Origin of the sequence: Alginatibacterium sediminis, assembly GCF_003610775.1 — a bacterium.
Classification (GTDB): Bacteria; Pseudomonadota; Gammaproteobacteria; order Enterobacterales; family Celerinatantimonadaceae; genus Alginatibacterium; species Alginatibacterium sediminis.
The window spans coordinates 187,548-211,761 of sequence record NZ_RAQO01000001.1; the positions used below are offsets into that span (position 1 = coordinate 187,548).

The window sequence follows — 24,214 nt, forward strand, 5'->3', positions numbered from 1 at the left end:
TTCCCCAATTACGCTTGCAGTGTATCGGCCAGTTTGGCCAATTGCCCTTGAACAGAGCTATCAATTACCAAGTCACCGGCACGAATAATAAATCCGGCTACAATGCTTGGATCAACACTACAGTCCAGCTTAACCTTGCGTTCTAAACGCTGTTCTAAAGAAGCAGTTATTTGCTCTAGTTGCTGTGCATTTAACTCTGAGGCAGAAACAATTTCAGCGGTTATTTCGCGATCATGATCTGCTTTAAACTCTAAGTATAATGTTAAGACTTCAGGCAATGCTTCTAGACGTTCGTTTTCTGCCATAAGCTTAATTAGATTAAGCCCCTGCTCAGAAAGTTGCTCCTGACAAACTGAAGCAATAACTTCCACAACAGTTGTCGGTCGCTCCGATTCAATAATTGAGGCGATTTGCGAGTCTTGTACGATTTGCGCACTAAAACTTAGCATTTCGGCCCATTTATCTAACTCAGAGCTTTCGAGAGCGAATTCGAACGCCGCTTTGGCGTAAGGACGAGCAATGGTAGTTATTTCAGCCATAAGCTCTTACCTATATCCTTATTTCAGCTCAGCGACTAGCTTGTCAACAATATCTTTGTTGGCTTCTTCGTCGATTGAACGCGCAATAATTTTTTCTGCTCCAGCAATAGCTAGCGCAGCAACTTGTGCACGCAATTCTTCTCGGGCGCGATTTCGCTCAGCTTCAACTTCCGCTTGGCCTTGGGCAATAATTTTGTCACGTTCGACATTTGCCAAGTCTTTAGCTTCATCAACAATTTGAGCTTTGCGTTTATTCGCCTGTTCGATAATAGCCGAAGCTTCTAGCTTGGCGTCTTTCATAGACTCGCTAACTTTGGCGTGGGCAAGCTTAAGATCTTTACCAGCACGCTCTGCGTTCGCTAGACCATCAGCAATATTCTGTTGACGGTCTTCAATAGCTTTCATCAGTGGCGGCCAAACGTATTTGACACAAAACCAAACGAAAAGCGCGAACGAAATTGCTTGTCCTAACAGGGTTGCATTGATACTCACAACGAAACCTCCTTAATTCAGGACTCGATTAGCCTAAAAGCCCTATGAATGGGTTCGCAAAAACGAAGAACAAAGCAATACCAACAGCAATCATTGGAATCGCATCCAATAGACCAGCAACAACGAACATTTTAGTTTGAAGAGCAGGGGCCAATTCAGGCTGACGTGCTGATGCTTCAAGTAGCTTACCACCAAGTAGCGCAAAGCCGATTGCCGTACCAAGTGCAGCAATACTTAGCATGAGTGCTACACCAATGATTGTAAAACCAACTACTGTTTCCATGATTTACTCCAATTTAACTTTCAGGTTATTTATTAATAAATAGGTTAATTAATGATCTTCATGTGCAAGAGCCATATACACGACTGTTAGCATCATAAAGACGAACGCTTGTAGCACAATCACCAAAATGTGGAAAATTGCCCATGGGACTGACATAGCCCATTGCAACCACCATGGTGTAAGTGCGATTAGAATAAAGATCAACTCACCTGCGTACAAGTTACCGAACAAACGAAGCGCTAACGAAAAAGGCTTCGCAACCAAAGTGACAGTTTCTAACACAAAGTTAAAAGGAACCATCGACCAATGATTGAAAGGCGTAAAGGTAAGCTCGCGAGCAAAACCTTTAAATCCTTTTACCTTAACGCTGTAGAACAACATTAATGCAAACACACCAAGCGCAAGGCCAAAGGTAATGTTTAGATCAGTTGTCGGTACAACTTTTAGGTAAGGAACACCCATAAGTGCGGCGGCATGAGGTATAAAGTCAACAGGCACCAAATCCATAACATTCATCAGGAAAACCCAGACGAAAATAGTTAAAGCTAGTGGTGCAATGACGGGATCTTTACGGTGCATTGTGTCTTTGACGATATTATCGACAAATTCAACGACCATTTCGACAAAACATTGAAGTTTTCCCGGAACGCCATCCGTTGCTTTTTGCCCAACCTTGTAGAAAACCCACAAGAATAGAGCCCCCAAGCCAACTGAAAACAGGAGAGAGTCAATGTGCCATGTCCAAAATCCGGCATCCTCACACGCATGATTAAATGCAATACTGCCATCGACAGAACACATTTTTGCGTTAGTAAGGTGATGCTGGATATAACCCGAAGCGTCTAACACTTCACCTTCAGCAGCCATTTATCATCCCATTTTTGTTGCTTAGAAATATAGAGGCAGTCCATTGCGTAAACGTACTCAGAACGTAACCTATTAATACTGCTGGTGCGACTATATCAAGATATACAAACACCAACGTAAATAATAAAGCTGTTAAAAACATTTTGAAAAACTCACCGACAAAAAAGCTTACAACAACCAAACGCCGTGCTCTAGCCCCTACAAATAGGAAAGCCATAGCGGTAAAAACAGCACTTGGAATTAAATAAACAACTCCACCGATTAACACTGAACGAGCAACTTCTTGATCAAAAAAGAAGCCGCTTTTCAGCGATAGAAGTCCTACAAAACACGTCTGAAACGCCACAAAGTACAACGCTTTTTTGCGTATACCAGTTGACAATGAACCAGACATAAAACCTCTTCTAGATTGTATTGACTAATGATTCACATTAATTAAGTAAAAGTTGATGTGTATCATAGCCAGCGAAAAGCACTACGATTATACGTAGCTTGGAGTGCAATGCAATGCCTTCGATACCACGACATAAGTCGCACTTAATGTAGGTTTATAGCTTAGTTAAATTCAGCATCATAATTGAAACAAAATTCTAGCAAAAACCCCATTTTTCAGCACAAAAAAACGCCAGTTCGAAACAATATTACGAAATCATGGCGTTTTGTGTAATAAAACTATATTTAGCGGTCTATTCAGGCTCAGAAAAAGTTGCTAAAAGCGCTTCTAGTTGTTCCAGACTACTGTAATTTATAAGCACTTTACCGCGTCCTTTGCCGTTATCACTGATTTTTACAGTTGTCCCTAGAGAATTGCTAACGCGCTGCTCTAATTGTTCAATATTGGGATCAACTAAAACAGGGTCTTTACTTGGTTTAGGATTAAGTAAATTTTTAACTAGTTTTTCGGTATCTCTTACCGTTAAGCCTTTAGCAGCAACCACGCGCGCCGCATCAACTTGTGACTCGCCTTCCAAAGCTAACACAGCCCGTGCATGTCCCATGTCAATGTCACCATGTTCCAAAAGCACTTTAACTTCTTCATGAAGGCTATTGAGTCGCATTAGATTGGTAACAGTGGAACGAGATTTACCTACTGCTTCAGCAACTTGTTGATGATTAAGCTCAAACTCCACCATGAGTCTATCTAGTGCAACAGCTTCTTCCATAGCATTGAGATCTTCACGTTGGATATTCTCAATTAACGCAATTGCAACTGCGTTTTCGTCGCTCACGTTTTTAATTAAACACGGAACTTCATGCAAATGAATTTGCTGAGCAGCACGCCAGCGTCTTTCTCCCGCTATAATTTCATAACGGGACTCGTCGCCTTCAGGGTCAATTTCGCGAACCACAATTGGTTGTATAACGCCCTGTGCTTCAATTGAGCGAGCAAGATCATCAAGTGCTTCGCTCGACATGTCTTTTCGAGGTTGATATTTACCAGGACTTAGCCATTCGATCGGAAGTCGACGAAGATCTCCACGATTATCGTCAACTGTTTGTTGTGCTGATTCAGCCCTCACATCCTCTTGGATCTGACGCTGACGAGCATTAGTACTGGTGCTTAGAAGAATATCTAGGCTTTTGCCTAATCCTCGCTTTTTACTATTCATTTTGCTTTGAGCTCCTAACTAGCGGTTGCCAAGCGTTGTTGTTCATGGCGACGCAATATTTCACCGGCCAGCGCAAGGTAAGCTTTAGCGCCACTAGATGCTTTATCATAGTACATTGCAGGCTTACCAAAACTTGGAGCCTCTGCCAAACGTACGTTTCGAGGAATTACACTGCGATAAACGGTTTGTCCGAAATGCTGCTTAAGTTGGTCACTAACATCAGCAGCCAATCGATTACGAGGGTCAAACATGGTTCGCAATATACCCTCAACTTTAAGATCTGGGTTTACCACCGAAGCTAATTTTGAAATCGTATCGATAAGTGCAGTAAGCCCTTCAAGTGCATAATATTCGCATTGCATCGGAACCAATACAGAATCAGCTGCAGCCATCGCATTTACGGTCAACATATTTAGCGACGGTGGACAGTCAATAAAAATATAATCGTAATCATCACGGATTGGAGCCAAGGCTGCTCTTAACTTAACTTCACGAGCGAACATCGTCATTAATTTAATTTCAGCAGCAGTTACATCTGCATTCGCAGCAATTAAGTCATAACCACCGGACTCTGAAAATTGCATTACTTCTTCAATTGGCGAGTCATCAACAAATAAATCATAAGCTGTTTTTTCAGCTGAATATTTATCAATACCACTACCCATAGTAGCATTTCCTTGCGGGTCCAAATCAATCAACAAAATTTTACGTTTGGTAGCAGCCATTGAGGCTGCCAAATTGATACTGGTCGTGGTTTTACCGACACCGCCTTTCTGATTGGAAATTGCGATTACTTTGCCCACAATAGGATCCTAGTTATTTTGACTTGTCGCGAATGATAACCAAATGACGTTCACCTTCTAAGGTGGGAACTTGCAGCGCAATAGACTGCTCTAATTCCAAGTGATCTGGAAGATTTTCGAGCTCTTCACGAGGAAGTTGCCCTTTCAATGCATAGAATTTACCATTTTTTGAGCTTAGGTGAGAACACCAACTCAACATATCATCTAAAGAAGCAAAGGCTCGGCTTAAAACACCATCAAAACCATGTTCATCTTGAAACGCTTCAACGCGGCATTGTTGCGTTTGAACATTATCAATTTTTAGTTCAAAACAAACCTGCTTAATAAAACGAATCCGTTTACCTAAACTATCGAGCAACACGAACTGTTTATCAGGATTGATAATGGCCAACGGTAAGCCTGGTAAACCAGGTCCTGTGCCCACATCAATAAATCGTTCACCTTGTAAGTGTTCGCTAACGACTAGACTATCAAGTATATGCTTAACCAGCATATCTTTAGGATCACGGACAGAGGTCAAGTTATACGCTTTATTCCACTTATCTAGCAAGCCAACCAAAGCCAGTAATTGTTGCTTTTGGTCTTCAGTAATCACTAATGACGTCTGTGATACAAGGTGATCAAAATGAGCTTCTAACACGCCCTTTCCTTTAATATTTTGCTGTATTTAAAATATGTAGGCAGTTTAACATTTAAAATTTGTCTACATTCTAAGTAATTTTGATCTGAAAAAACGGTTAGCATCGACAAATATAATTCGAAGACAGTCTTAACTCCATATCAGTATAGATACCATCAGCAAACGATGGCTTACTAACACAATTAAATTAAAGCAGATCTCCATCATTCGAATTTGTTTAATTTAATACTATCAATTAGATAGAGAAAGGGTTTTATACCAAATGTTAGGATGCATAGGAATAGATAACGATGCCAAGATCAGATAGCGTTATAAAACAGCAGGAATAAAAACTAGGTTCTATTCCTGCTTGCTAGCTAGGCACTCTTTTTTAATAAATCATGTTTTTTCATATACACCAACAGCAATGAAATAGCCGCAGGAGTAATGCCAGAAATTCTAGAAGCCATCCCTATCGTTTCTGGTCGAGCTTGTTCAAGTTTTGCAACAACTTCATTCGACAAACCACTAATCTTACCGAAATCTATATCGAGAGGGATCAAAGCCATCTCATGACGTTTGGTTTTTGCTATTTCGTCTTGTTGACGCTTGATGTATCCATCGTACTTAATTTGTATTTCAACTTGCTCTGCAGCTCGTACATCCTGCAAACCAGGCCCAAAACCTTCTATGTTCATCACACCTGCATAAGAAAGTTCTGGTCGTCTGATCAATTCTTCAAGACTATGCTCTTTTGAAATAGGATTTTTCAAAAGCGGATTAAGTTGTGTTAAACAATCCGATTGTGTATGTACCCATGTTGATTTTAGCCGTTGTCTTTCAAGTTCGACCGATTCCAATTTTGTATTAAATAGCTCCCAACGAGTATCATCCACTAACCCATATTTTCGGCCGGCTTCGGTTAGGCGAATATCGGCATTATCCTCACGCAACAACAACCGGTATTCGGCTCTGCTAGTGAACATACGATAAGGTTCTTTGGTACCTAAGGTTGCAAGGTCATCAATCATAACCCCCATATAGGCTTGATCGCGTCGCGGTGACCAGCTTTCTTGATCGTTTGCAAATAATGCGGCATTCATACCAGCAACTAAGCCCTGTGCTCCGGCTTCTTCGTATCCTGTTGTTCCATTGATTTGACCAGCAAAAAACAACCCTGATATATATTTGTTTTCTAGTGAGTTGCGAAGATCTCGTGGGTCAAAATAGTCATACTCAATGGCATAGCCTGGACGAGTAATATGCGCATTTTCAAGTCCTTTCATTGAATGAACTAAAGCCACTTGAACATCAAAAGGCAGGCTTGTCGATATACCGTTTGGATACACTTCGTGTGTCGTTAAACCTTCTGGTTCAATAAATATCTGGTGAGAATTTTTATCTGCAAAGCGAGTAACTTTGTCTTCTATCGATGGGCAATAACGAGGCCCTATCCCTTCAATTACACCGGTAAACATTGGACTGCGATCTAGACCATTTTTGATAATGTTATGGGTTTGATCATTGGTATGCGTGATGTAACACGAAATCTGTTCTGGTTGCTGATCTCTAGAACCAACCAAGGAGAAAATTGGGGTTGGATTATCACCTGCTTGCTCTTGCATAACACTAAAATCGATACTTCGAGCATCGATACGTGGCGGTGTACCTGTTTTAAGGCGGTCCACACGCAGTGGGAGCTCTCTCAAGCGATCAGCAAGGGCAATGGATGGCGGATCACCTGCGCGTCCTCCAGAGTAGTTATCAAGCCCAATATGAATACGGCCACCTAAAAAGGTTCCTACCGTAAGCACCACTGATTTGGCGCGGATTTTTAAACCCGCTTGTGTCACTACGCCTACAACGCGATCGTTTTCAACGATTAGATCATCACAAGCCTGCTGGAAAATCTTTAGATTTTCTTGGTTCTCTAGGGCTGTTCGAATCGCTGCTTTGTAAAGAATTCTATCGGCTTGGGCTCGGGTTGCACGTACCGCTGGACCCTTGCTCGAATTGAGTGTTCTGAATTGGATCCCTGAGAGATCTGTAGCTTTGGCCATTAAGCCGCCAAGCGCATCAATTTCTTTTACCAAATGTCCTTTCCCAATCCCACCAATAGCCGGATTACATGACATTTGCCCTAAAGTTTCAATATTGTGAGTTAGTAAAAGTGTATCGCGTCCCATACGTGCAGCCGCACTAGCGGCTTCGGTTCCTGCATGACCGCCGCCAATGACGATCACATCAAAAATTTGTTGATAAAACATAGTGTGCCTGTTTACCGGTCGAAGCCGTTGAATTGGGGGAGGCGTATTCTACAGCGAATGGCGAGCAGATGGAACAAGAGATCCGTTTTGATCTTTAGGTCGATTTACTAATTATATATAGATCTTTTTTAAAGAGATCTTTTATTAGATCTATTATTAGGATCGCTTAGATCTGTGTATAAGTGATTTTATTTATGATCAATCATGAGCTTAGCTTTGATCAAACCTTGTGTGAAAAGGATGATCTATCTGCGTACATCCTGAGTATTAAACAGCTACTTATACACAGGCTGGTATGGGAGTAAAGTTATACCCTTGGATAAACACCGGTTGTTCTGGTGTTAATTCAATACTTATACACAGGACGATCTTAGTTTAATTTGTCTTTCCATTGATCTAACCAGATGATAGCCGGCTCTTCAGGCACTGGTTCTTGGTCAACATCTATACAAAGTGGATCAATAAATGCGGTAGCACCTTTGTGTTTTAGTAATTGATCAATAGAAAGTCCAGCTTGGCAAAAAGTGTCATAGCTTCGACTACCAATAGCGACAACCGCATAGTTTAGATTTAGATTTTTTGCGTCATTTTTGATGGACTCAATAAAAGGAGCTAGATTATCGGGTACATCCCCGGCTCCATGAGTAGAACAACAGAACAACCAGAAACTGTCTTGTTGTTCCATTAGTTGCTGGTAACTGGCGTTGAGATGAATGTCTACACTATGATTTGTTTCAAGTGAAGCGGCTAATTCATCAGCTACGTATTCAGCAGCTCCCATGGTAGAACCAACAATAATCTCAATTTTCATGCATTTAATCGTTATTCTTTGCTTGTTTGATACATATTAGCGTTTATCAACTCTATTTAAAACCGTGGGATTAAATGTGGGTATGCTTTGTATAACTGGTCTTGTTATTTCAATAATTACACTCGGTCATCATAATTAAACCCATAAAAACAGTTAGATAAAGGATCTTTAAAATGTGGACAATACTTATACCCAAATATGATCTTATTTGAGGTTTTGATCTATATTGATTGACAGTTTTACACGAAGTTGATCCATACTAGGTTAACTAGTGCACGCGGCTTTTAGCCTGCTTAAAGATATAGTATCGTGCTTTAAGTATTAAAGTTTACGTACAAAAAGGAAGCAACAATGTCGAACAATAGCTATCGATTGGTAACCCGCAGTGATTTCGACGGACTCGTATGCGCTGTTTTACTAAAACAGTTAAATCTGATCGATGAAATAACCTTTGTACATCCTAAAGACATGCAGGATGGTAAAGTTCAGATCACTAGCCAAGATATCGTGACGAACTTGCCTTATGTTGAACAAGCTCATTTAGTGTTTGATCACCACTCTTCTGAAGCGCTTCGCAATACTGGCAACCGAGATAACCATATCCTTATCCCAGAGGCACCGTCGGCAGCCAGAGTTGTATGGGAGCATTATGGTGGTACTGATACCTTCCCAGAGCAATGGCTGGCAATGATGGAAGCTGTCGATAAAGGAGATTCAGCCCAATTTAATCGCGATGAAGTACTTAACCCTGACGGTTGGAACTTGCTCAACTTTTTAATGGATGCGCGAACCGGTTTAGGTCGTTTTCGTGAGTTCAGAGTATCAAATTACAACTTGATGATGGATTTAATTGAGTACTGTAAAAATCATACGATTGAAGAAATATTGGCGTTGCCAGATGTTCAAGAACGCGTTGATCTATATCGTTCACATGAGCAAAAATTTAAAGATCAAATTCTGCGCTGTGCACACGAATATAACAACTTGGTAGTTCTGGATTTGTGTGATGAAGAAGTCATTTATTCAGGTAATCGTTTTATGGTTTACGCCCTGTTTCCCCAATGTAATATTTCGATTCATAAAATGTGGGGCTTTCGTCAACAAAACATTGTTTTTGCTACTGGAAAATCGATATTTGATAGGGGGAGTAAAACCAATGTGGGCGAGTTGATGCTTAAGTATGGTGGCGGGGGGCATAATGCGGCAGGTACCTGCCAAATTGCAACCGCAGAGTCAGAACAAGTACTTACAGACCTAATCAATACAATTAATAACGATGGTTAGTTGATAAAGAGGCATATCAAATGATATGCCTCTTTATTGTGTATTGTTTTAGCCCCTGATTACACGAACTCGGAACTTTTTACCTTTCATTCGTCCTTGTTCAATACAAGCTAAAGCTTTTTTAAAGCTTTCTCTTTTTACAGCTACATAAGCAAAATTAGCTAATACTTTTATTTTACCGACTTCGTCACCAGCAATACCTTGATCACCTGTTAGAGCACCAAGTATATCTCCTGGACGCAATTTTTGACGTTTGCCACCGTCTATTTGCAAAGTCATCATCGGAGCTGTCATTACTTTTTGACGTAGTACTGAGTCGTCGGGTAGAGGACTTGGATCTATATCATGACCTAAGTAGTCTGATAGTAGAGCCATTTTATAGCTGTCGCGATCGCTAAATAGTGTACAAGCCAAGCCTTTTTCTCCAGCACGACCGGTTCGACCTATTCGGTGTACGTGAACTTCAGTATCGTGAGCAATTTCAAAATTAAAAACTGCGTCAAGTTTGTCTATGTCCAGTCCGCGAGCAGCGACATCAGTAGCGACTAGAATGGATGCACTCTTATTGGCAAATCTGACTAAAGTTTGGTCGCGGGCGCGTTGCTCCAAATCGCCATGTAAAGCGAGGGCATTAAAGCCCATATTTATGAGTTCGTCGGCCACGTCTTGAGTTTGAATTTTGGTATTACAAAAAACAATGCTAGAGCCTGGCTGATAGGATAGTAAAAGGCGACGTAAGGTCTCTAAACGCTGCTCTGGCTCTACTTTATAGAAATGTTGGTCTATGGATGCATGTTGATGCGTTGCTTCAACCTGTATCCGTTGAGCTTGTTTCATAATTGAATTTGCAATTGTTTCTATTTGTTTTGGGAAAGTTGCACTAAACAATAAGGTTTGACGTTGACTTGGGCTGTGTTCAACAACCGTATCTAAGGCGTCTTGAAAACCCATTTCAAGCATACGATCGGCTTCATCTAAAACTAAAAGTTTAAGTTCTTCTAAATTTAGACGCCCTTTTTTAAGGTGATCTTCTATTCGACCTGGTGTACCCACGATAATATGAGCGCCATGTTCCAAAGAACCTATTTGTGGGCCAACCGGAGTGCCTCCGCACAAAGTCAGTACTTTAATGTTATGAACTTGTCTTCCTAAGCGGCGGATCTCAATTGCAACTTGATCCGCAAGTTCACGAGTAGGGCACAAGACTAGCGCTTGGACTCGAAAACGTTTTACTTCTAAGTGACTAAGTATGCCCAAAGAAAACGCGGCGGTTTTGCCTGAACCGGTTTTTGCTTGTGCAATTAAATCTTTACCTTCAAGTACTATAGGTAAGCTTTGTTCTTGTACTGGCGTCATATCGTGGTAACCCAGTGTTTCTAAGTTATCCAGCAATGCCTTAGGTAGTTCTAAATTTGAAAAATGAGTTGAACTCACGTTATATCCTAGTGGCCGATGGCCAGGTAAAAAAATGTATACCAATCGTACTCACTAGTGTTTGTATCTAGTTGATTACAATAGTCTGTATCTAGTTAATTATTAGTACTATTTACCAATGCAGAAGCTTCCAAAAATTTCCCCAAGTAGGTCATCGGAGCTAAACTCCCCGGTTATTTCACTTAAGGCCAATTGGCTAAGCCGTAGTTCTTCAGCTAGAAGTTCACCGGCTTGATATACTTCTAATTGAGTTAGACCAAAATCTAAATGTTGGGCTGCAAGTTCTAAAGCAATTAAGTGGCGTCTACGGGCCATAAAACCGCCTTCATTACCGCCTTTAAAGCCCATAATGTCTTTTAAATGAGCTTTGAGATTATCTAGACCTAGACCTGTTTTTGCTGATATACGATAAACTGGGTGGCCATGGTCGAGAATGATATCTAAGCTTTCTTGGCTTAGATCTGCTTTATTTCTAACGACGGTCATTCCCATATTCTTGGGCAATTTAGCGACAAATTCAGGCCATATTTTAAGAGGGTCAAGTTGATCGGTTGTGGTTGCATCAACCATAAACAATACTTGATCGGCGTTTTGAATTTCTTGCCATGCGCGCTCGATACCAATTTGTTCTACGGTGTCGGCATCATCACGCAAACCTGCGGTATCAATAATGTGAAGCGGCATACCATCGATATGAATATGCTCACGCAGGACGTCACGCGTTGTTCCTGCAATATCCGTTACAATTGCAGCCTCTTTTCCAGCAAGTGCGTTAAGTAAGCTTGATTTCCCGGCATTAGGCCGACCCGCAATAACCACTCGCATACCCTCGCGCAGCAATGTTCCTTGTTGTGCTTGAGATTGGACCTGTTTTAATTCTAGTTGAATGCTTTTTAAATCACTTAAAATTTTACCATCTGAGAGAAAATCTACTTCTTCATCAGGAAAGTCGATGGCTGCTTCTACGTACACGCGTAAATGAGTCACACTAGAAACAAGTGCGTTAACTTTATTTGAAAATTCGCCTTGTAGTGACAACATTGCACTTTTCGCTGCTTGTTCTGAACTCGCTTCGATTAGATCGGCAATCGCTTCAGCTTGAGCCAAATCGAGTTTGTCGTTCAAAAATGCTCGTTCACTGAACTCACCTGGTTTAGCCGCCCTTAGTCCATCAATCTGACTAATTTCTTGGATTAGTAAATCTAGAACAACGGGACCACCATGACCTTGCAGCTCTAATACATCTTCGCCAGTGAACGAGTTCGGCCCTTTGAAAAAGAGCGCAATACCTTGGTCGAGAATTTGTCCATCAAGTTGTCTAAAAGGTAAATAGTCTGCATAACGAGCTTTAGGTATTTTGCCTAGTATTTTGCTCGCAACAAGTTCTGCTTTAGGACCAGAAATTCGAACGATACCAACACCACCGCGACCAGGTGCTGTCGCTTGCGCGACGATAGTGTCCATTGTTTGCATTTTATTTCTCTCAAAAAAAAGCCACTCCCAAGGAGTGGCAGTTTATCACTTGTAGGTTTTTTCAGCAGCTTTAGCGGCTATGAAGACCTTTTTTCTCAAGGTTACGATAGATCAAAGTCTGTTGGATTAATGTCACAATGTTGCTGACTAACCAGTATAGAACTAGACCTGAAGGGAACCACAAGAAGAAAACTGTGAACATAACAGGCATGAATTGCATGATTTTTTGTTGCATAGGATCGGTAACCGTTGTCGGTGACATCCGTTGAATCATGAACATACTTGCACCCATTAGCACAGGTAAAATGTACAATGGATCTTGTACTGATAAGTCAGTAATCCAACCAAAGAACGGTTGATGGCGTAGCTCGACACTTTCCATCAATGACCAGTAAAGTGCGATAAATATAGGCATTTGCAACAAGATAGGGAAACAACCACCAAGCGGGTTAACTTTCTCTTTTTTGTACAACTCCATCATGCCTTGCGACATTTTTTGACGGTCATCACCATGCTTTTCGCGAAGCTCGGCCAATTGCGGTTGTAGCATGCGCATTTTAGCCATTGACGTGTACTGAGCTTTAGTAAGCGGGAACATTAGGCCTTTTACCGTAAAGGTAATCATGATGATAGCCAAACCCCAGTTTCCAACAATACCGTGGAAGAAGTTCAATAATTTGAACATCGGTTGGGCAATAAACCACAACCAACCATAGTCGACGGTTAAATCAAGATGGTTAGCAACTTTAGCCATTTCAGATTGTGTTTTCGGACCAACCCAAATTGTTGAACTAAGAGTTGTGCTGTCACCAGCTGCTACTGTGGCCACCGATGATTTGTAGCCAATATAAGCGAAGTTACCGACAACTTTAGAGTATAACTCGTTACTTTCTTCAGCTTGAGGAACCCATGCAGATACAAAGTAGTGCTGCATCATAGCAACCCAACCACCTTGAGTAACAATACTTAGCGGGTTTTTCTGCATGTCATCGAAGCTGTATTTTTTATAGCGAGTTTCGGCTGTGCTATAAGCACCGCCACGGTAAACCGGCATCATCATGCTCGACTCACCTTCACTCATAGTTTGCTTAAATTGAGCAAACACCTGCACTGAAGCATTAGTTGAACTTTGGTTATCAACATTATATTCAACATCCACAGCGTAGCTGCCGCGTTTAACAACAAATGTTTTTGTGAACACGATTCCATCGCTGTTAATAAACTGCATGGGTACACGCAACTCATCTGCAGTCTCTCCAATAACAAAGCTGTCTTGAGCTACTTTGTATACTGGACGCTCTTTAGCGTCTGAACCGTTAGCACCGATTAGACCGCTTTGCGCAATGTAAGTTGTGCCGGCCAAATCGTTTAACAGTTGGAATGATTCTTCAGAGTCTTCTTCTAATCTATGTTCTAGAAGTTTAGCTGAAACAATATCACCGCCTTGAACACTGATTTCTAAGTCTAGTAAATCACTTTTGACCGAAATTAGTTTGGTTTGAGACGCTGATTCGATAAGTTCAGATTCGGCTTGATTAGCGCTAGGTACATCGCCAGTTAGTGAGCCGGAGCTTTGTGTTTGGCTTTGCTGTGCAATCGCTGCTTGCACTTGGGGATTGTTATCATTTTGCCATTGTTGATATAGCAAGAATGTAACGAACAAAAAGCCAATAATTAATATATTGCGCTGAGATTCCATAGTCCAGTTAATCACTTTTTTGTTGTTTGGGGTCTGGGACTGGGTCGTAGCCGCCAGGGTTTAGAGGTTGGCATTTTAATAGACGTTTGCTAGTTAACCAACAACCTTTTGCCAAACCGTGAGTTTTAATTGCCTCTATTGCATAAGTGGAGCAAGTTGGTGTAAATCTACAGCGTGGGCCAATCAATGGACTGAGCGTCACTTTATAGATTTGTATTAATCCAATTGCTAACCAGCGTAACGGCGCAGTAATCGCTGCCATGACTTCTCCAGAAGTTTAGCTAACTCGGCATTACTTAATTGTGCAGCACCAGGTTTCGATATTGCGACAATATCAACATTGGGTAGTTGTTGTTGATGTAAGCGAAAGCTTTCACGAACCAAACGTTTTACTCGGTTACGTCCAACAGCTAATTTTATGCTTTTTTTGGAAATAGCGAGACCAAGACGAGGATGTTGTTCTTGATTAGGTTTAGCTAGAAGAAGTAGCTGGGGGGTTCCGACACGAAGAGGGTCACTAAAAACATGTTTGAAATGCATGGGAGTTAACAAACGTAACTCCCTGCCGAACGAATGTTCTGCCACTAACTAAGCAGACAAACGAGCACGACCTTTGGCACGGCGACGAGCCAATACCTGACGGCCGTTTTTAGTTGCCATACGTGCGCGAAAACCGTGTGAGCGTTTGCGCTTTAGTACGCTTGGTTGAAAAGTACGTTTCATATTATTACTACCGTTGCTAGCAAGTATTAAATTGTGTTGGAAAGTCTAAAAACTAATGTTTAAGTCTGACCAAGCAAAAAAGAGGCGAAATTCTAATCATTCCACGTATCAAAGTCAACTCATTTGAAACATAGATATGTCATTTCACCTAAGAGTGATCATCACTGATCAAGCGCCGCAATTATAGGGGCTAAGCGCGTTGTTGCAAGTTCTATCTTGTTTGATTTTTAGTAGCTCTGGCTAAAAATTGTTGAGTTCGTGGATCTTTTGGATTGGTAAACAGTTGTTCTGGCGATCCTTGTTCGACGATTCTGCCTTCAGACATAAAAATAATGCGGTCTGCAACATCGCGAGCAAACTCCATTTCATGAGTGACGATGAGCATAGTTTGTTGCTGGTTCGCAAGCTTTTTTATCAGACCTAGTACTTCGTCAACCCATTGTGGATCGAGCGCTGATGTAGGCTCATCGAAGAGAATGGCTTGGCTAGGGTAGGCCATGGCTCGTCCTATTCCTATACGCTGCTGTTGTCCACCTGATAACTGGCTTGGAAAACTTAAGGCTTTGTTTTCCAATCCAATATCTTTAAGAATTTGCATTGCTTTGGAATGTGCACCTTGTTTGTCTTGCTTATAAACCGTTTGTAAAGCTTCAGCGATATTGTCGCGCGCATTAAGATTTGCAAACAATGCATAGTTTTGGAAAACGAATGCAAATTGTTTACGCAATTGTGTAATTTGCGCGGCCTTTATAGTTTGAACATTTATTTTTAGTTCACCAACGGTAAAATCACCCGTATCTGGTGTTTCCAAAAAATTTAGGCATCGGAGTAATGTGGATTTACCGGTGCCAGAAGGCCCAATAATAGCGACAATCTCACCTTTTTTAATCTCGATATCAATGTTGTCGAGGACTTTAGTACCATCGAATGCTTTACTGAGATTACTTATTTTGATCATGTTTAATAAGCCTTAGCCAAGCGCTTTTCCATGTAAGTCTGAACATGGGTGAATACAGCTACCATTGCCCAGTATATGAGAGCGACAGCTAAAAAGGCCTCAAAAAATCTAAAACTGCTGGCTGCTTCCATTTGAGCTTTGGCCATTATTTCGGTTACCCCCAAGGTAAAAGCAAGCGAAGTGCTCTTTATCATATCGATAAAGTAATTCATCAACGAAGGCAGGGCGATGCGAAACGCTTGGGGTAACACTATACGCCTCAGAGCTTGCATACGCGTCATGCCGACAGCAAAACTGGCTTCCCATTGATTTTTTGATACCGCATCAATAGCAGCGCGTATGCTCTCTGCCATGTAAGCTGAAAAATGTAGACTCAGTCCGATAATAGATGCTGTAAATGCATCTATTCCTATCAGTACTGGGAATACTTGCGGTAAGCCGTAGTAAAGTAAAAATAATTGAACTAAGAGTGGCGTTCCTCGAAAGAAGGAAATAAACACCACAGCAAACTGATTGAATCCCCAGATTTTAAATACGCGGAAAATAGACAAAACTAATGCTAAACCTAACGCAAAAAATAGACCAATAAAGGCCATTTCTAGGGTTGTCCCCAAATACTTAAACAGTATAGGGAACAAACTAAACATGTAGTTGAAATCAAATCCGCTCATTAGCGAGTGATATCTGCATCAAACCAACGCTGCGAGATCGTCGTTAGGGTGCCATCTTCGGCCATAGACGCCAGGGTTGCATTTACTTTTTGTTGTAGTGCAATGCCTTGCTCATTATTTAGAAATGGCATAGCGTTTTGTATTGTTTCAAAGGGTTCACCCGCTAGCTGCAAGGGTAAACCAGACTCTTTTATAAGTGCTAAAGAAGAAACTCTATCCATAACGAAAGCATCAGAACGACCTAATGCGACGTCTTGTTCAATGCCAGTATCATAGGTAATAATGTTAATTTCTTGGTTTACGTCATTTTTTCTAAGAAGTTGTTCAAAGTTTGAACCCAAGTTAACGGCAACTTTTTTACCGTATAAATCTTTTAGCTCGGTTATTTCGTCATTACCTTTACGAACCACGATTTGCGCGCCATCTATAACGTAAGGACTAGAAAAAATATATTGATCGAGGCGTGCCTGAGTAATGGTTATTTGGTTGGAGATCGTGTTTATGCGGCCGGTCTCTAACATGCCAAACAAACCCGAAAAGTTTGATGTTACATATTCCACTTTCCAATCATTACGGGCTGCTATTTCATCCCATATATCGACTTCAAATCCTTGCAGCTTATCTTGTTTAACAAAGGTAAATGGAAAATATCGACCCGACATACCGACTTTAATTAATTCTTGGGCGCTTATCGTAGTACTGCTTAGCAGCAGTCCTATGGCTAGTAAAAGTGACTTATTCATAGTTTCCTCGGTATCTAAAGCTGCAATATTGGCTTTTGTGTGGGTGTATAATCTAATTGATATATAAACGCATTACAAAAATCCTTTGGTTCTAAGATATAACGATATAAAAAACTTATATTGATGGGTAAAAAATCGACATAGTTATTATTATAGGCCTTATAAATAGAAAGGCGTCATTAAGCGCTGTTTATCCCTTTCTTCGGTTCATTATTGAACCCCATTGTTATACAATAGACGGTCTTTTTTGTTCTTGCAGGGGTCGCGGGTGAGTGGTTCACTTTGGCAACAAATCTCAAGTCGTTTACAAGATGAATTGCCAGCAACTGAATTCAGTATGTGGATACGTCCACTGCAAGTGGATCATGGTGATGACTCATTAACCTTATATGCCCCAAATCGTTTTGTGTTGGATTGGGTCAAAGATAAATATGTGCTTGGAATCAATTCCTTGCTAGAAGAGTTTTGTGGCAATGACCAACCAAGCTTACGCTTTGAAGTTGGTAGTCGACCTATTGCAACCAAAGTAAAAGCACCAATTAAACCGGCGTCTAGTGAGTCGCCAACTCGGCAAAGCAGGGCTGAAAAAGCACCTTCTCGTTCGTGGGATTCCCAGGCTAGAAATGCTGAAGTGAATATTGTTCACCGTAACAATATTAATGCTACTTATCAGTTCGATAACTTTGTCGAAGGTAAATCCAATCAATTGGCTAGAGCTGCTGCTACACAAGTCGCTAATAATCCTGGTGGGGCTTATAATCCATTGTTTCTTTACGGTGGGACAGGCTTAGGTAAAACGCACTTGTTACACGCTGTTGGTAATGGAATTATCAATAGTAAGAAAAACGCTAAAGTTGTCTACATGCATTCAGAACGATTTGTTCAAGATATGGTAAAAGCCTTACAAAACAATGCGATAGAGGACTTTAAGCGTTATTATCGTAGTGTAGATGCTTTGCTAATCGATGATATTCAGTTTTTTGCTAACAAAGAACGATCTCAAGAAGAATTCTTCCATACCTTCAATGCATTACTTGAGGGTAACCAACAAATTATTTTGACTAGTGACCGTTACCCAAAAGAGATAAACGGTGTAGAGGATAGACTTAAAAGTCGATTCGGTTGGGGCTTAACGGTAGCAATTGAACCACCAGAGTTGGAAACACGGGTTGCCATTCTTATGACCAAAGCTCATGAGAATAATATCCGACTACCTGACGAAGTTGCATTTTTTATTGCAAAACGTTTGCGGTCAAATGTACGCGAACTAGAAGGTGCGTTGAATCGAGTCATCGCAAACGCCAATTTCACTGGGCGAGCCATAACTATTGATTTTGTACGCGAAGCTCTTCGAGATCTACTTGCGCTACAAGAAAAATTAGTCACGATTGACAATATCCAGAAAACTGTTGCAGAGTATTACAAAATTAAGATGGCTGATTTGCTGTCTAAACGTCGTTCTCGTTCTGTTGCTCGTCCTCGCCAAATGGCGATGGCTTTGGCTAAAGAATTGACCAACCATAGTTTGCCTGAGATTGGTGATGCTTTCGGAGGACGTGATCATACTACGGTGTTACACGCGTGTCGTAAGATTGGTCAACTCAAAGAAGAGAGTCACGATATCAAAGAAGATTATCAAAATCTCATCCGTACCTTGTCGTCTTAAATCAAAGAGCCTGTAATCATGCATTTTTCGATGAATCGTGAAACTTTATTGAAACCACTACAATTGGTCGGCGGCGCAATAGGAAGCCGTCCTACAATTCCAATATTAAGTAATATATTGGTGGTGATCAAAGACGGCTTTTTGTTTTTAACTGGCACAGATATGGAAGTGGAATTGGTAGCAAGTTTAGCTATTTCTTCTGATTACAGTGAAGGAGAGATTACAATTCCTGCTCGTAAGTTTGTCGACATTTGTCGCGGCTTGCCAGACGGTTGCGAGATTTCTTGTAAGGCCGATGACAATAGATTGGTTGTTAGATCTGGTCGCAGCCGTTTCAGTCTGGCAACCTTACCAGCTAGTGATTATCCTAATATTGAAGATTGGAATTGTGAAACTAATTTGCAGTTGCTTCAAGGACAGTTAAAACAACTCATCGAAAAAACTCAATTTTCAATGGCTAGTCAAGATGTCCGCTATTATCTCAATGGCATGCTGTTTGAGACCGATGGTGGTACCCTTAAGACTGTTGCAACAGACGGACATCGTCTTGCATTAGCTGAACTCAAAATCGATGCTGACTTGCCTCAGAACCAAGTCATTGTTCCTCGCAAGGGTGTATTAGAACTTCAGCGATTACTTGAAAACGAATCTGAAAGTATAGAGCTTCAAATTGGTGATAATAACCTTCGAGCCATCGTTAATGGCTATAGTTTTACAACTAAACTAGTAGATGGTCGGTTCCCTGATTATCGACGTGTTGTGCCTCGAGGTAGCGATAAGTTGGTGATATCTGGGCGTGAAGAACTTCGCCAAGCATTTGCCCGTGCTGCAATTCTTAGTAACGAGAAGTTTCGAGGCGTAAGAGTCGTTTTATCAAGCGGACTATTGAATATTACTGCAAATAATCCTGAGCAAGAAGAGGCTGAAGAAGTAGTCGATGTTGCCTATGAAGGCGAGGATTTGGAGATTGGCTTCAACGTTTCGTACGTACTCGATGTTTTGAATACTTTGAAGTGCGAGCAAGTTAAGTTTTCGATGAGTAATAGTAATAGTAGTGCGCTGATCGAAGACAATACCGAACATGAACTTAGTAGTGCAATGTACGTTGTTATGCCTATGCGATTATAGATCGTATGGGTATTGCACAACTTAGGCTTAACCAGTTTAGAAATATAGAACAGGCTCATTTGGAATGCTCACCACAGTTAAATGTAATTGTCGGTGAGAATGGTAGCGGAAAAAGTAGCTTGCTAGAGGCAATCTACGCGATTGGTGTTGGACGCTCTTTCCGTAGTCGTCGCGCACAGAATATGATTAGACATGAACAAGATGCGCTAGTTGTATTTATCGAAAGTGAAGGGCAGCGATTTGGTTTGCAACGGCAACGTAATGGCGAATACCAAATTAAGATAGACGGAGAGATTGTCAAAACTCAGTCTGCTTTGGCAATGCGCTTTCCGATGCAATTGATTCACCCTGATGGGTATCGCCTGGTAACGGAAGGTCCCAAAAATAGGCGTTCGTTTATTGATTGGGCTGTGTTTCACGTGGAACAATCATTTTTTAAGAGTTGGGCAAATTACAAAAAAGTTCTCCAACAAAGAAATGCATTATTACGTATTAAGGCAAACTCGAAACAGTTGGACTATTGGACCAAGTCATTAGTGCAGCATGCTTACGAACTAAACAAGTATAGAACAGCTTACGTAGAAGACTTTGAACCTGTTGTAATGCGAGTACTAGGGCAGTTTCTTCCCGAGTATAGTTTCAATTTGGGTTACTACGCAGGTTGGAATCAAGACTCAAAACTAGCTGATTTATTTGAATCTAGTTTGAGTAGAGATCAAATCTTGGGATATACACAAGTTGGCGCACATAAAGCTGATTTGAAAATCAAAGCTAATGGTATTGCTGTAAATGACATTTTATCACGCGGTCAAATAAAGCTTCTTGTATGTGCACTTTTAATCGCACAAGGTGAGTACATATACAAGAAACTTGGTAAAAGGACTATATATTTAGTCGATGATTTTGCCGCAGAACTGGATTTGAATAAAAGAAAACTGTTTGCAGAGTATTTGCAAAGAAATGAGTCTCAAGTATTCATCACAGCGATCGAAAAGGATATGCTTGATGGATTTGATTTATCCAAATGCAACATGTTTCACGTGGAACATGGTCGCGTTTTGAACACAACAGCGAGAGCGGAACATGGCTGAAAGCAATTATGATTCTTCTAGTATTAAGGTCCTTAAAGGACTTGATGCCGTAAGAAAACGACCTGGTATGTATATCGGTGATACTGATGACGGAACAGGTCTACACCACATGGTATTTGAGGTCGTTGATAACTCGATCGACGAAGCTTTAGCCGGACACTGTAAAGATATTGTAGTCACAATCCATGCGGATACATCCGTATCAGTGACAGATGATGGTCGCGGAATACCTGTTGATCTTCACCCTGAAGAGAAAATATCAGCGGCTGAAGTTATTATGACAGTACTTCACGCTGGCGGTAAGTTCGATGATAACTCATACAAAGTCTCTGGTGGATTACACGGAGTAGGGGTTTCAGTAGTTAACGCACTATCGACTAAGCTTCAACTTACGGTTCGACGTAATGGTCATGTACATGAGCAAACATATACGCATGGAGTGCCAAATGCTCCAATAGCTATTGTTGGCGATACCGAAAAAACCGGTACAATAATTCGATTTTGGCCTAGCGATGAAACCTTTACTAATATTGATTTTCACTACGAAATTCTAGCTAAGCGTTTACGAGAGCTGTCATTTTTGAATTCCGGTGTATCAATTATCTTAAAAGATGAGCGAGATGACCGCACTGACCATTTCAAATATGATGGTGGCATCCAGGCTTTCGTGAACTACTTAAATACCAATAAAACAACGATACACGATAAACCGTTTAGTTTTTGTCTTGAGCGAGAAGATGGGATTTCTGTTGAAGTTGCTATGCAATGGAACGACGGCTATCAAGAAAATGTATTTTGCTTTACCAATAATATTCCGCAACGCGATGGTGGTACACACCTTGCTGGCTTTAGATCTGCACTAACACGAACTTTAAATACCTACATGGACAAACAGGGTATAAATAAGAAAGAGAAGTCAAACGCTTCTGGTGATGATGCTCGTGAAGGTCTAACAGCGGTTATCTCTGTAAAAGTACCAGATCCTAAGTTCTCTAGCCAAACTAAAGACAAGTTAGTGTCGTCAGAAGTTAAAACTGCAGTTGAACAAACGATGGGCGATCAATTGGGTGATTACCTTCTAGAAAACCCAAATCAAGCTAAGATCATCACGGGTAAAATTATTGATGCAGCACGAGCACGTGAAGCTGCTCGTAAAGCTCGTGAAATGACGCGACGTAAAGGTGCATTAGACTTAGCGGGTCTTCCAGGTAAGTTAGCTGACTGCCAAGAAAAAGATCCTGCTCTTTCTGAACTATATATAGTGGAAGGAGACTCTGCGGGCGGATCTGCTAAGCAGGCTCGTAACCGTAAGAATCAGGCTATTTTGCCTTTGAAAGGTAAAATCCTTAACGTAGAAAAAGCGCGTTTTGACAAAATGCTTTCTTCTCAAGAAGTAGCAACGCTTATTACAGCAATGGGCTGTGGTATCGGACGTGATGAGTATAATCCAGATAAAACACGCTACCATAACATTATCATCATGACCGATGCGGATGTGGATGGTTCACACATTCGTACTCTATTGCTCACATTCTACTACCGTCAAATGCCAGAGCTCATAGAACGCGGTTACATCTATATCGCTCAACCACCTTTGTATAAAGTTAAAAAAGGTAAGCAAGAGCGCTATGTTAAAGACGAGCCTGCTTTAGAAGAATATCTAACATCATTAGCATTGGACAATTCAGCGCTACATGTAAATGAAAGTGCTCCAGGTATTCAGGGTGAAGCATTTGAATCACTCGTGGTTCAATATCGTCATGGCATTCGTACAATTGAGCGTTTAGCTCGTCGCTACCCAATGTCACTATTAAGTCAAATTCTGACGATTAAATCGATTGATCCTTCCGAGCTGAGTAATGAAGCGCGTGTACTCGAATGGGCTCAAGAACTTATTGCAGAAGTAAATATAGAGATGCCAAGTGGTAACTTCTTTTCGGTCGAAGTACTACATGACGAAGAGCGCTCAAGCTACTATCCTAAGTTCACCTTGCGTCAACACGGTATCGATCATGATTATCCATTTGAAACTCCGTTCTTTACCTCTACTGAATATGTAGATCTAGCTAAACTAAGTGACGTACTTAGAAACTTGCTAGAAGAGGGAGCTTATGTTCAACGTGGCGAAAGAGTTAAGCAAGTACAACGATTTGAAGAAGCGCTTAATTGGGTTATGTCAGAATCTAAACGTGGTTTGTATATTCAACGCTACAAAGGTCTTGGTGAAATGAATCCTGACCAATTGTGGGAGACTACAATGGACCCAGCAGTAAGGCGTATGCTTCAAGTTACTGTAGCAGATGCAGTTGCTGCAGATCAGCTTTTCACAACGTTAATGGGTGATCATGTTGAGCCAAGACGTAACTTTATCGAAGATAATGCGCTCAATGTTGAAAACTTAGATGTGTAAAAATACGTAATAGATGAAAAAAAGAGCCCTTTAGGGCTCTTTTTTTTGTCTATAGTATTGAAAGTGAAATGAGTGTCCCCATCTATATTAATGAGCCGCCGAAAGGGGTTCAAATACAGAGTGCAGATTAACTGGCTCACTACAATTATTGCTCAAATGAGGATATATACTATGCGTTCACAAATTGATTTTTCACCTCTATTCCGTACTTCGGTTGGCTTCGACCGTTTAGTCAACATGATTGAAACTGCTTCAAGCAACACTACAGCTGCAGGCTATCCACCATATAACATCGAATCTATTGACGAAAACCACTATCGCATTACCTTAGCAATAGCGGGTTTTGCGGAAAATGATCTAGACATTACTAGTCATTCCAATACTTTGATTGTTAAAGGAAACAAAGAAAAGCCGGAAACTGCTAAGTCGTTTTTGTACCAAGGTATAGCAGAGCGAGGGTTTGAGCGTCGTTTTCAGTTGGCTGATCATGTAAAAGTTCAAGCAGCAAATCTAGAAAACGGTTTGCTACATGTTGACCTAGAACGAGAGGTTCCAGAAGAATTGAAACCGCGTAAAATTAGTATAGGCTCTAGCAAAGAAAGCTTATTGCAAGCAGCCGAGAAAAAACTAATCGACGCGTAAC

At 41.0% G+C, this 24,214-nt stretch carries 25 protein-coding genes; 6 read left to right on the forward strand and 19 right to left on the reverse strand.

The genetic code is table 11. The features are described 5' to 3' along the window. Positions 1 to 8 precede the first annotated feature (8 nt). The 10 genes from atpH to mioC form a co-directional block, all read right to left on the reverse strand. Entirely contained in the window at positions 9 to 539 is a 531-nt protein-coding gene (gene atpH, locus DBZ36_RS00915; protein WP_120353041.1) for a F0F1 ATP synthase subunit delta, read from the reverse strand. Positions 540 to 557: 18 nt separating this feature from the next. Then, complete coding sequence (atpF, locus tag DBZ36_RS00920; protein ID WP_120353042.1) at positions 558 to 1,031, reverse strand: F0F1 ATP synthase subunit B; 474 nt, start codon at positions 1,029 to 1,031, stop codon at positions 558 to 560. A 28-nt stretch (positions 1,032 to 1,059) separates the two neighbouring features. Further along, on the reverse strand, positions 1,060 to 1,314 hold the full coding sequence (gene atpE, locus DBZ36_RS00925; protein ID WP_120353043.1) for a F0F1 ATP synthase subunit C: 255 nt from the start codon (positions 1,312 to 1,314) through the stop codon (positions 1,060 to 1,062). A gap of 48 nt (positions 1,315 to 1,362) precedes the next feature. Then, positions 1,363 to 2,181, reverse strand: coding sequence for a F0F1 ATP synthase subunit A (atpB, locus tag DBZ36_RS00930; RefSeq protein ID WP_120353044.1), 819 nt, complete (start codon positions 2,179 to 2,181; stop codon positions 1,363 to 1,365). Then, entirely contained in the window at positions 2,171 to 2,575 is a 405-nt protein-coding gene (locus DBZ36_RS00935) for an ATP synthase subunit I (RefSeq protein WP_120353045.1), read from the reverse strand. Before DBZ36_RS00935 ends, atpB begins: the two co-directional genes overlap by 11 nt. A gap of 292 nt (positions 2,576 to 2,867) precedes the next feature. After that, the gene (locus DBZ36_RS00940) at positions 2,868 to 3,791 is read right to left on the reverse strand and encodes a ParB/RepB/Spo0J family partition protein (RefSeq protein WP_120353046.1); all 924 of its coding nucleotides are present in this window, start codon (positions 3,789 to 3,791) and stop codon (positions 2,868 to 2,870) included. 14 nt (positions 3,792 to 3,805) lie between these two features. Then, positions 3,806 to 4,594, reverse strand: coding sequence for a ParA family protein (locus DBZ36_RS00945; RefSeq protein WP_120353047.1), 789 nt, complete (start codon positions 4,592 to 4,594; stop codon positions 3,806 to 3,808). A gap of 13 nt (positions 4,595 to 4,607) precedes the next feature. Continuing rightward, positions 4,608 to 5,234, reverse strand: coding sequence for a 16S rRNA (guanine(527)-N(7))-methyltransferase RsmG (rsmG, locus tag DBZ36_RS00950; protein WP_120353048.1), 627 nt, complete (start codon positions 5,232 to 5,234; stop codon positions 4,608 to 4,610). Positions 5,235 to 5,590: 356 nt separating this feature from the next. After that, complete coding sequence (mnmG, locus tag DBZ36_RS00955; RefSeq protein ID WP_120353049.1) at positions 5,591 to 7,480, reverse strand: tRNA uridine-5-carboxymethylaminomethyl(34) synthesis enzyme MnmG; 1,890 nt, start codon at positions 7,478 to 7,480, stop codon at positions 5,591 to 5,593. A 370-nt stretch (positions 7,481 to 7,850) separates the two neighbouring features. Next, positions 7,851 to 8,291: an FMN-binding protein MioC gene (gene mioC, locus DBZ36_RS00960; RefSeq protein WP_120353050.1), complete on the reverse strand. Its 441-nt coding sequence runs from the start codon at positions 8,289 to 8,291 to the stop codon at positions 7,851 to 7,853. A gap of 351 nt (positions 8,292 to 8,642) precedes the next feature. On the opposite strand from mioC, the gene DBZ36_RS00965 reads away from it, so the two are divergent. Then, positions 8,643 to 9,575 (forward strand): exopolyphosphatase, encoded by a 933-nt coding sequence (locus DBZ36_RS00965; protein ID WP_120353051.1) that lies wholly within the window; start codon positions 8,643 to 8,645, stop codon positions 9,573 to 9,575. A gap of 48 nt (positions 9,576 to 9,623) precedes the next feature. On the opposite strand, the gene dbpA is transcribed toward DBZ36_RS00965, so the two are convergent. The 9 genes from dbpA to DBZ36_RS01010 form a co-directional block, all read right to left on the reverse strand. Continuing rightward, complete coding sequence (gene dbpA / locus DBZ36_RS00970; RefSeq protein ID WP_120353052.1) at positions 9,624 to 11,009, reverse strand: ATP-dependent RNA helicase DbpA; 1,386 nt, start codon at positions 11,007 to 11,009, stop codon at positions 9,624 to 9,626. Positions 11,010 to 11,117: 108 nt separating this feature from the next. Beyond that, the gene (mnmE, locus tag DBZ36_RS00975) at positions 11,118 to 12,482 is read right to left on the reverse strand and encodes a tRNA uridine-5-carboxymethylaminomethyl(34) synthesis GTPase MnmE (protein ID WP_120353053.1); all 1,365 of its coding nucleotides are present in this window, start codon (positions 12,480 to 12,482) and stop codon (positions 11,118 to 11,120) included. 70 nt (positions 12,483 to 12,552) lie between these two features. After that, a complete protein-coding gene (gene yidC, locus DBZ36_RS00980; protein WP_120353054.1) occupies positions 12,553 to 14,181 on the reverse strand; it encodes a membrane protein insertase YidC in 1,629 nt (542 codons plus the stop codon). Between the two features lie 7 nt (positions 14,182 to 14,188). Next, on the reverse strand, positions 14,189 to 14,443 hold the full coding sequence (yidD, locus tag DBZ36_RS00985; RefSeq protein ID WP_120353055.1) for a membrane protein insertion efficiency factor YidD: 255 nt from the start codon (positions 14,441 to 14,443) through the stop codon (positions 14,189 to 14,191). Beyond that, positions 14,410 to 14,733, reverse strand: coding sequence for a ribonuclease P protein component (rnpA, locus tag DBZ36_RS00990; RefSeq protein ID WP_407641474.1), 324 nt, complete (start codon positions 14,731 to 14,733; stop codon positions 14,410 to 14,412). Before rnpA ends, yidD begins: the two co-directional genes overlap by 34 nt. A gap of 36 nt (positions 14,734 to 14,769) precedes the next feature. Continuing rightward, complete coding sequence (rpmH, locus tag DBZ36_RS00995) at positions 14,770 to 14,904, reverse strand: 50S ribosomal protein L34 (protein WP_055733490.1); 135 nt, start codon at positions 14,902 to 14,904, stop codon at positions 14,770 to 14,772. Positions 14,905 to 15,115: 211 nt separating this feature from the next. Beyond that, positions 15,116 to 15,862 carry an amino acid ABC transporter ATP-binding protein gene (locus DBZ36_RS01000; protein WP_120353057.1) on the reverse strand — a complete coding sequence of 249 codons (747 nt, stop codon included), beginning with the start codon at positions 15,860 to 15,862 and terminating at the stop codon, positions 15,116 to 15,118. 2 nt (positions 15,863 to 15,864) lie between these two features. Beyond that, entirely contained in the window at positions 15,865 to 16,533 is a 669-nt protein-coding gene (locus DBZ36_RS01005) for an amino acid ABC transporter permease (RefSeq protein WP_120353058.1), read from the reverse strand. Further along, the gene (locus tag DBZ36_RS01010) at positions 16,533 to 17,276 is read right to left on the reverse strand and encodes an amino acid ABC transporter substrate-binding protein (protein ID WP_120353059.1); all 744 of its coding nucleotides are present in this window, start codon (positions 17,274 to 17,276) and stop codon (positions 16,533 to 16,535) included. The genes DBZ36_RS01005 and DBZ36_RS01010 overlap by 1 nt, the downstream gene beginning before the upstream one ends. A 268-nt stretch (positions 17,277 to 17,544) precedes the next feature. Here DBZ36_RS01010 and dnaA point away from each other — a divergent pair, with 268 nt between their 5' ends. From dnaA to DBZ36_RS01035, 5 genes are all read left to right on the forward strand, one after another. Beyond that, positions 17,545 to 18,942: a chromosomal replication initiator protein DnaA gene (gene dnaA, locus DBZ36_RS01015; protein ID WP_120353060.1), complete on the forward strand. Its 1,398-nt coding sequence runs from the start codon at positions 17,545 to 17,547 to the stop codon at positions 18,940 to 18,942. Positions 18,943 to 18,960: 18 nt separating this feature from the next. Continuing rightward, positions 18,961 to 20,070 carry a DNA polymerase III subunit beta gene (gene dnaN, locus DBZ36_RS01020; protein WP_120353061.1) on the forward strand — a complete coding sequence of 370 codons (1,110 nt, stop codon included), beginning with the start codon at positions 18,961 to 18,963 and terminating at the stop codon, positions 20,068 to 20,070. A gap of 5 nt (positions 20,071 to 20,075) precedes the next feature. Then, complete coding sequence (gene recF / locus DBZ36_RS01025) at positions 20,076 to 21,161, forward strand: DNA replication/repair protein RecF (RefSeq protein ID WP_120353062.1); 1,086 nt, start codon at positions 20,076 to 20,078, stop codon at positions 21,159 to 21,161. Further along, positions 21,154 to 23,571: a DNA topoisomerase (ATP-hydrolyzing) subunit B gene (gene gyrB, locus DBZ36_RS01030; RefSeq protein ID WP_120353063.1), complete on the forward strand. Its 2,418-nt coding sequence runs from the start codon at positions 21,154 to 21,156 to the stop codon at positions 23,569 to 23,571. The genes recF and gyrB overlap by 8 nt, the downstream gene beginning before the upstream one ends. 171 nt (positions 23,572 to 23,742) lie before the next feature. Next, entirely contained in the window at positions 23,743 to 24,213 is a 471-nt protein-coding gene (locus tag DBZ36_RS01035; RefSeq protein WP_120353064.1) for an Hsp20 family protein, read from the forward strand. Position 24,214: the final 1 nt, after the last annotated feature.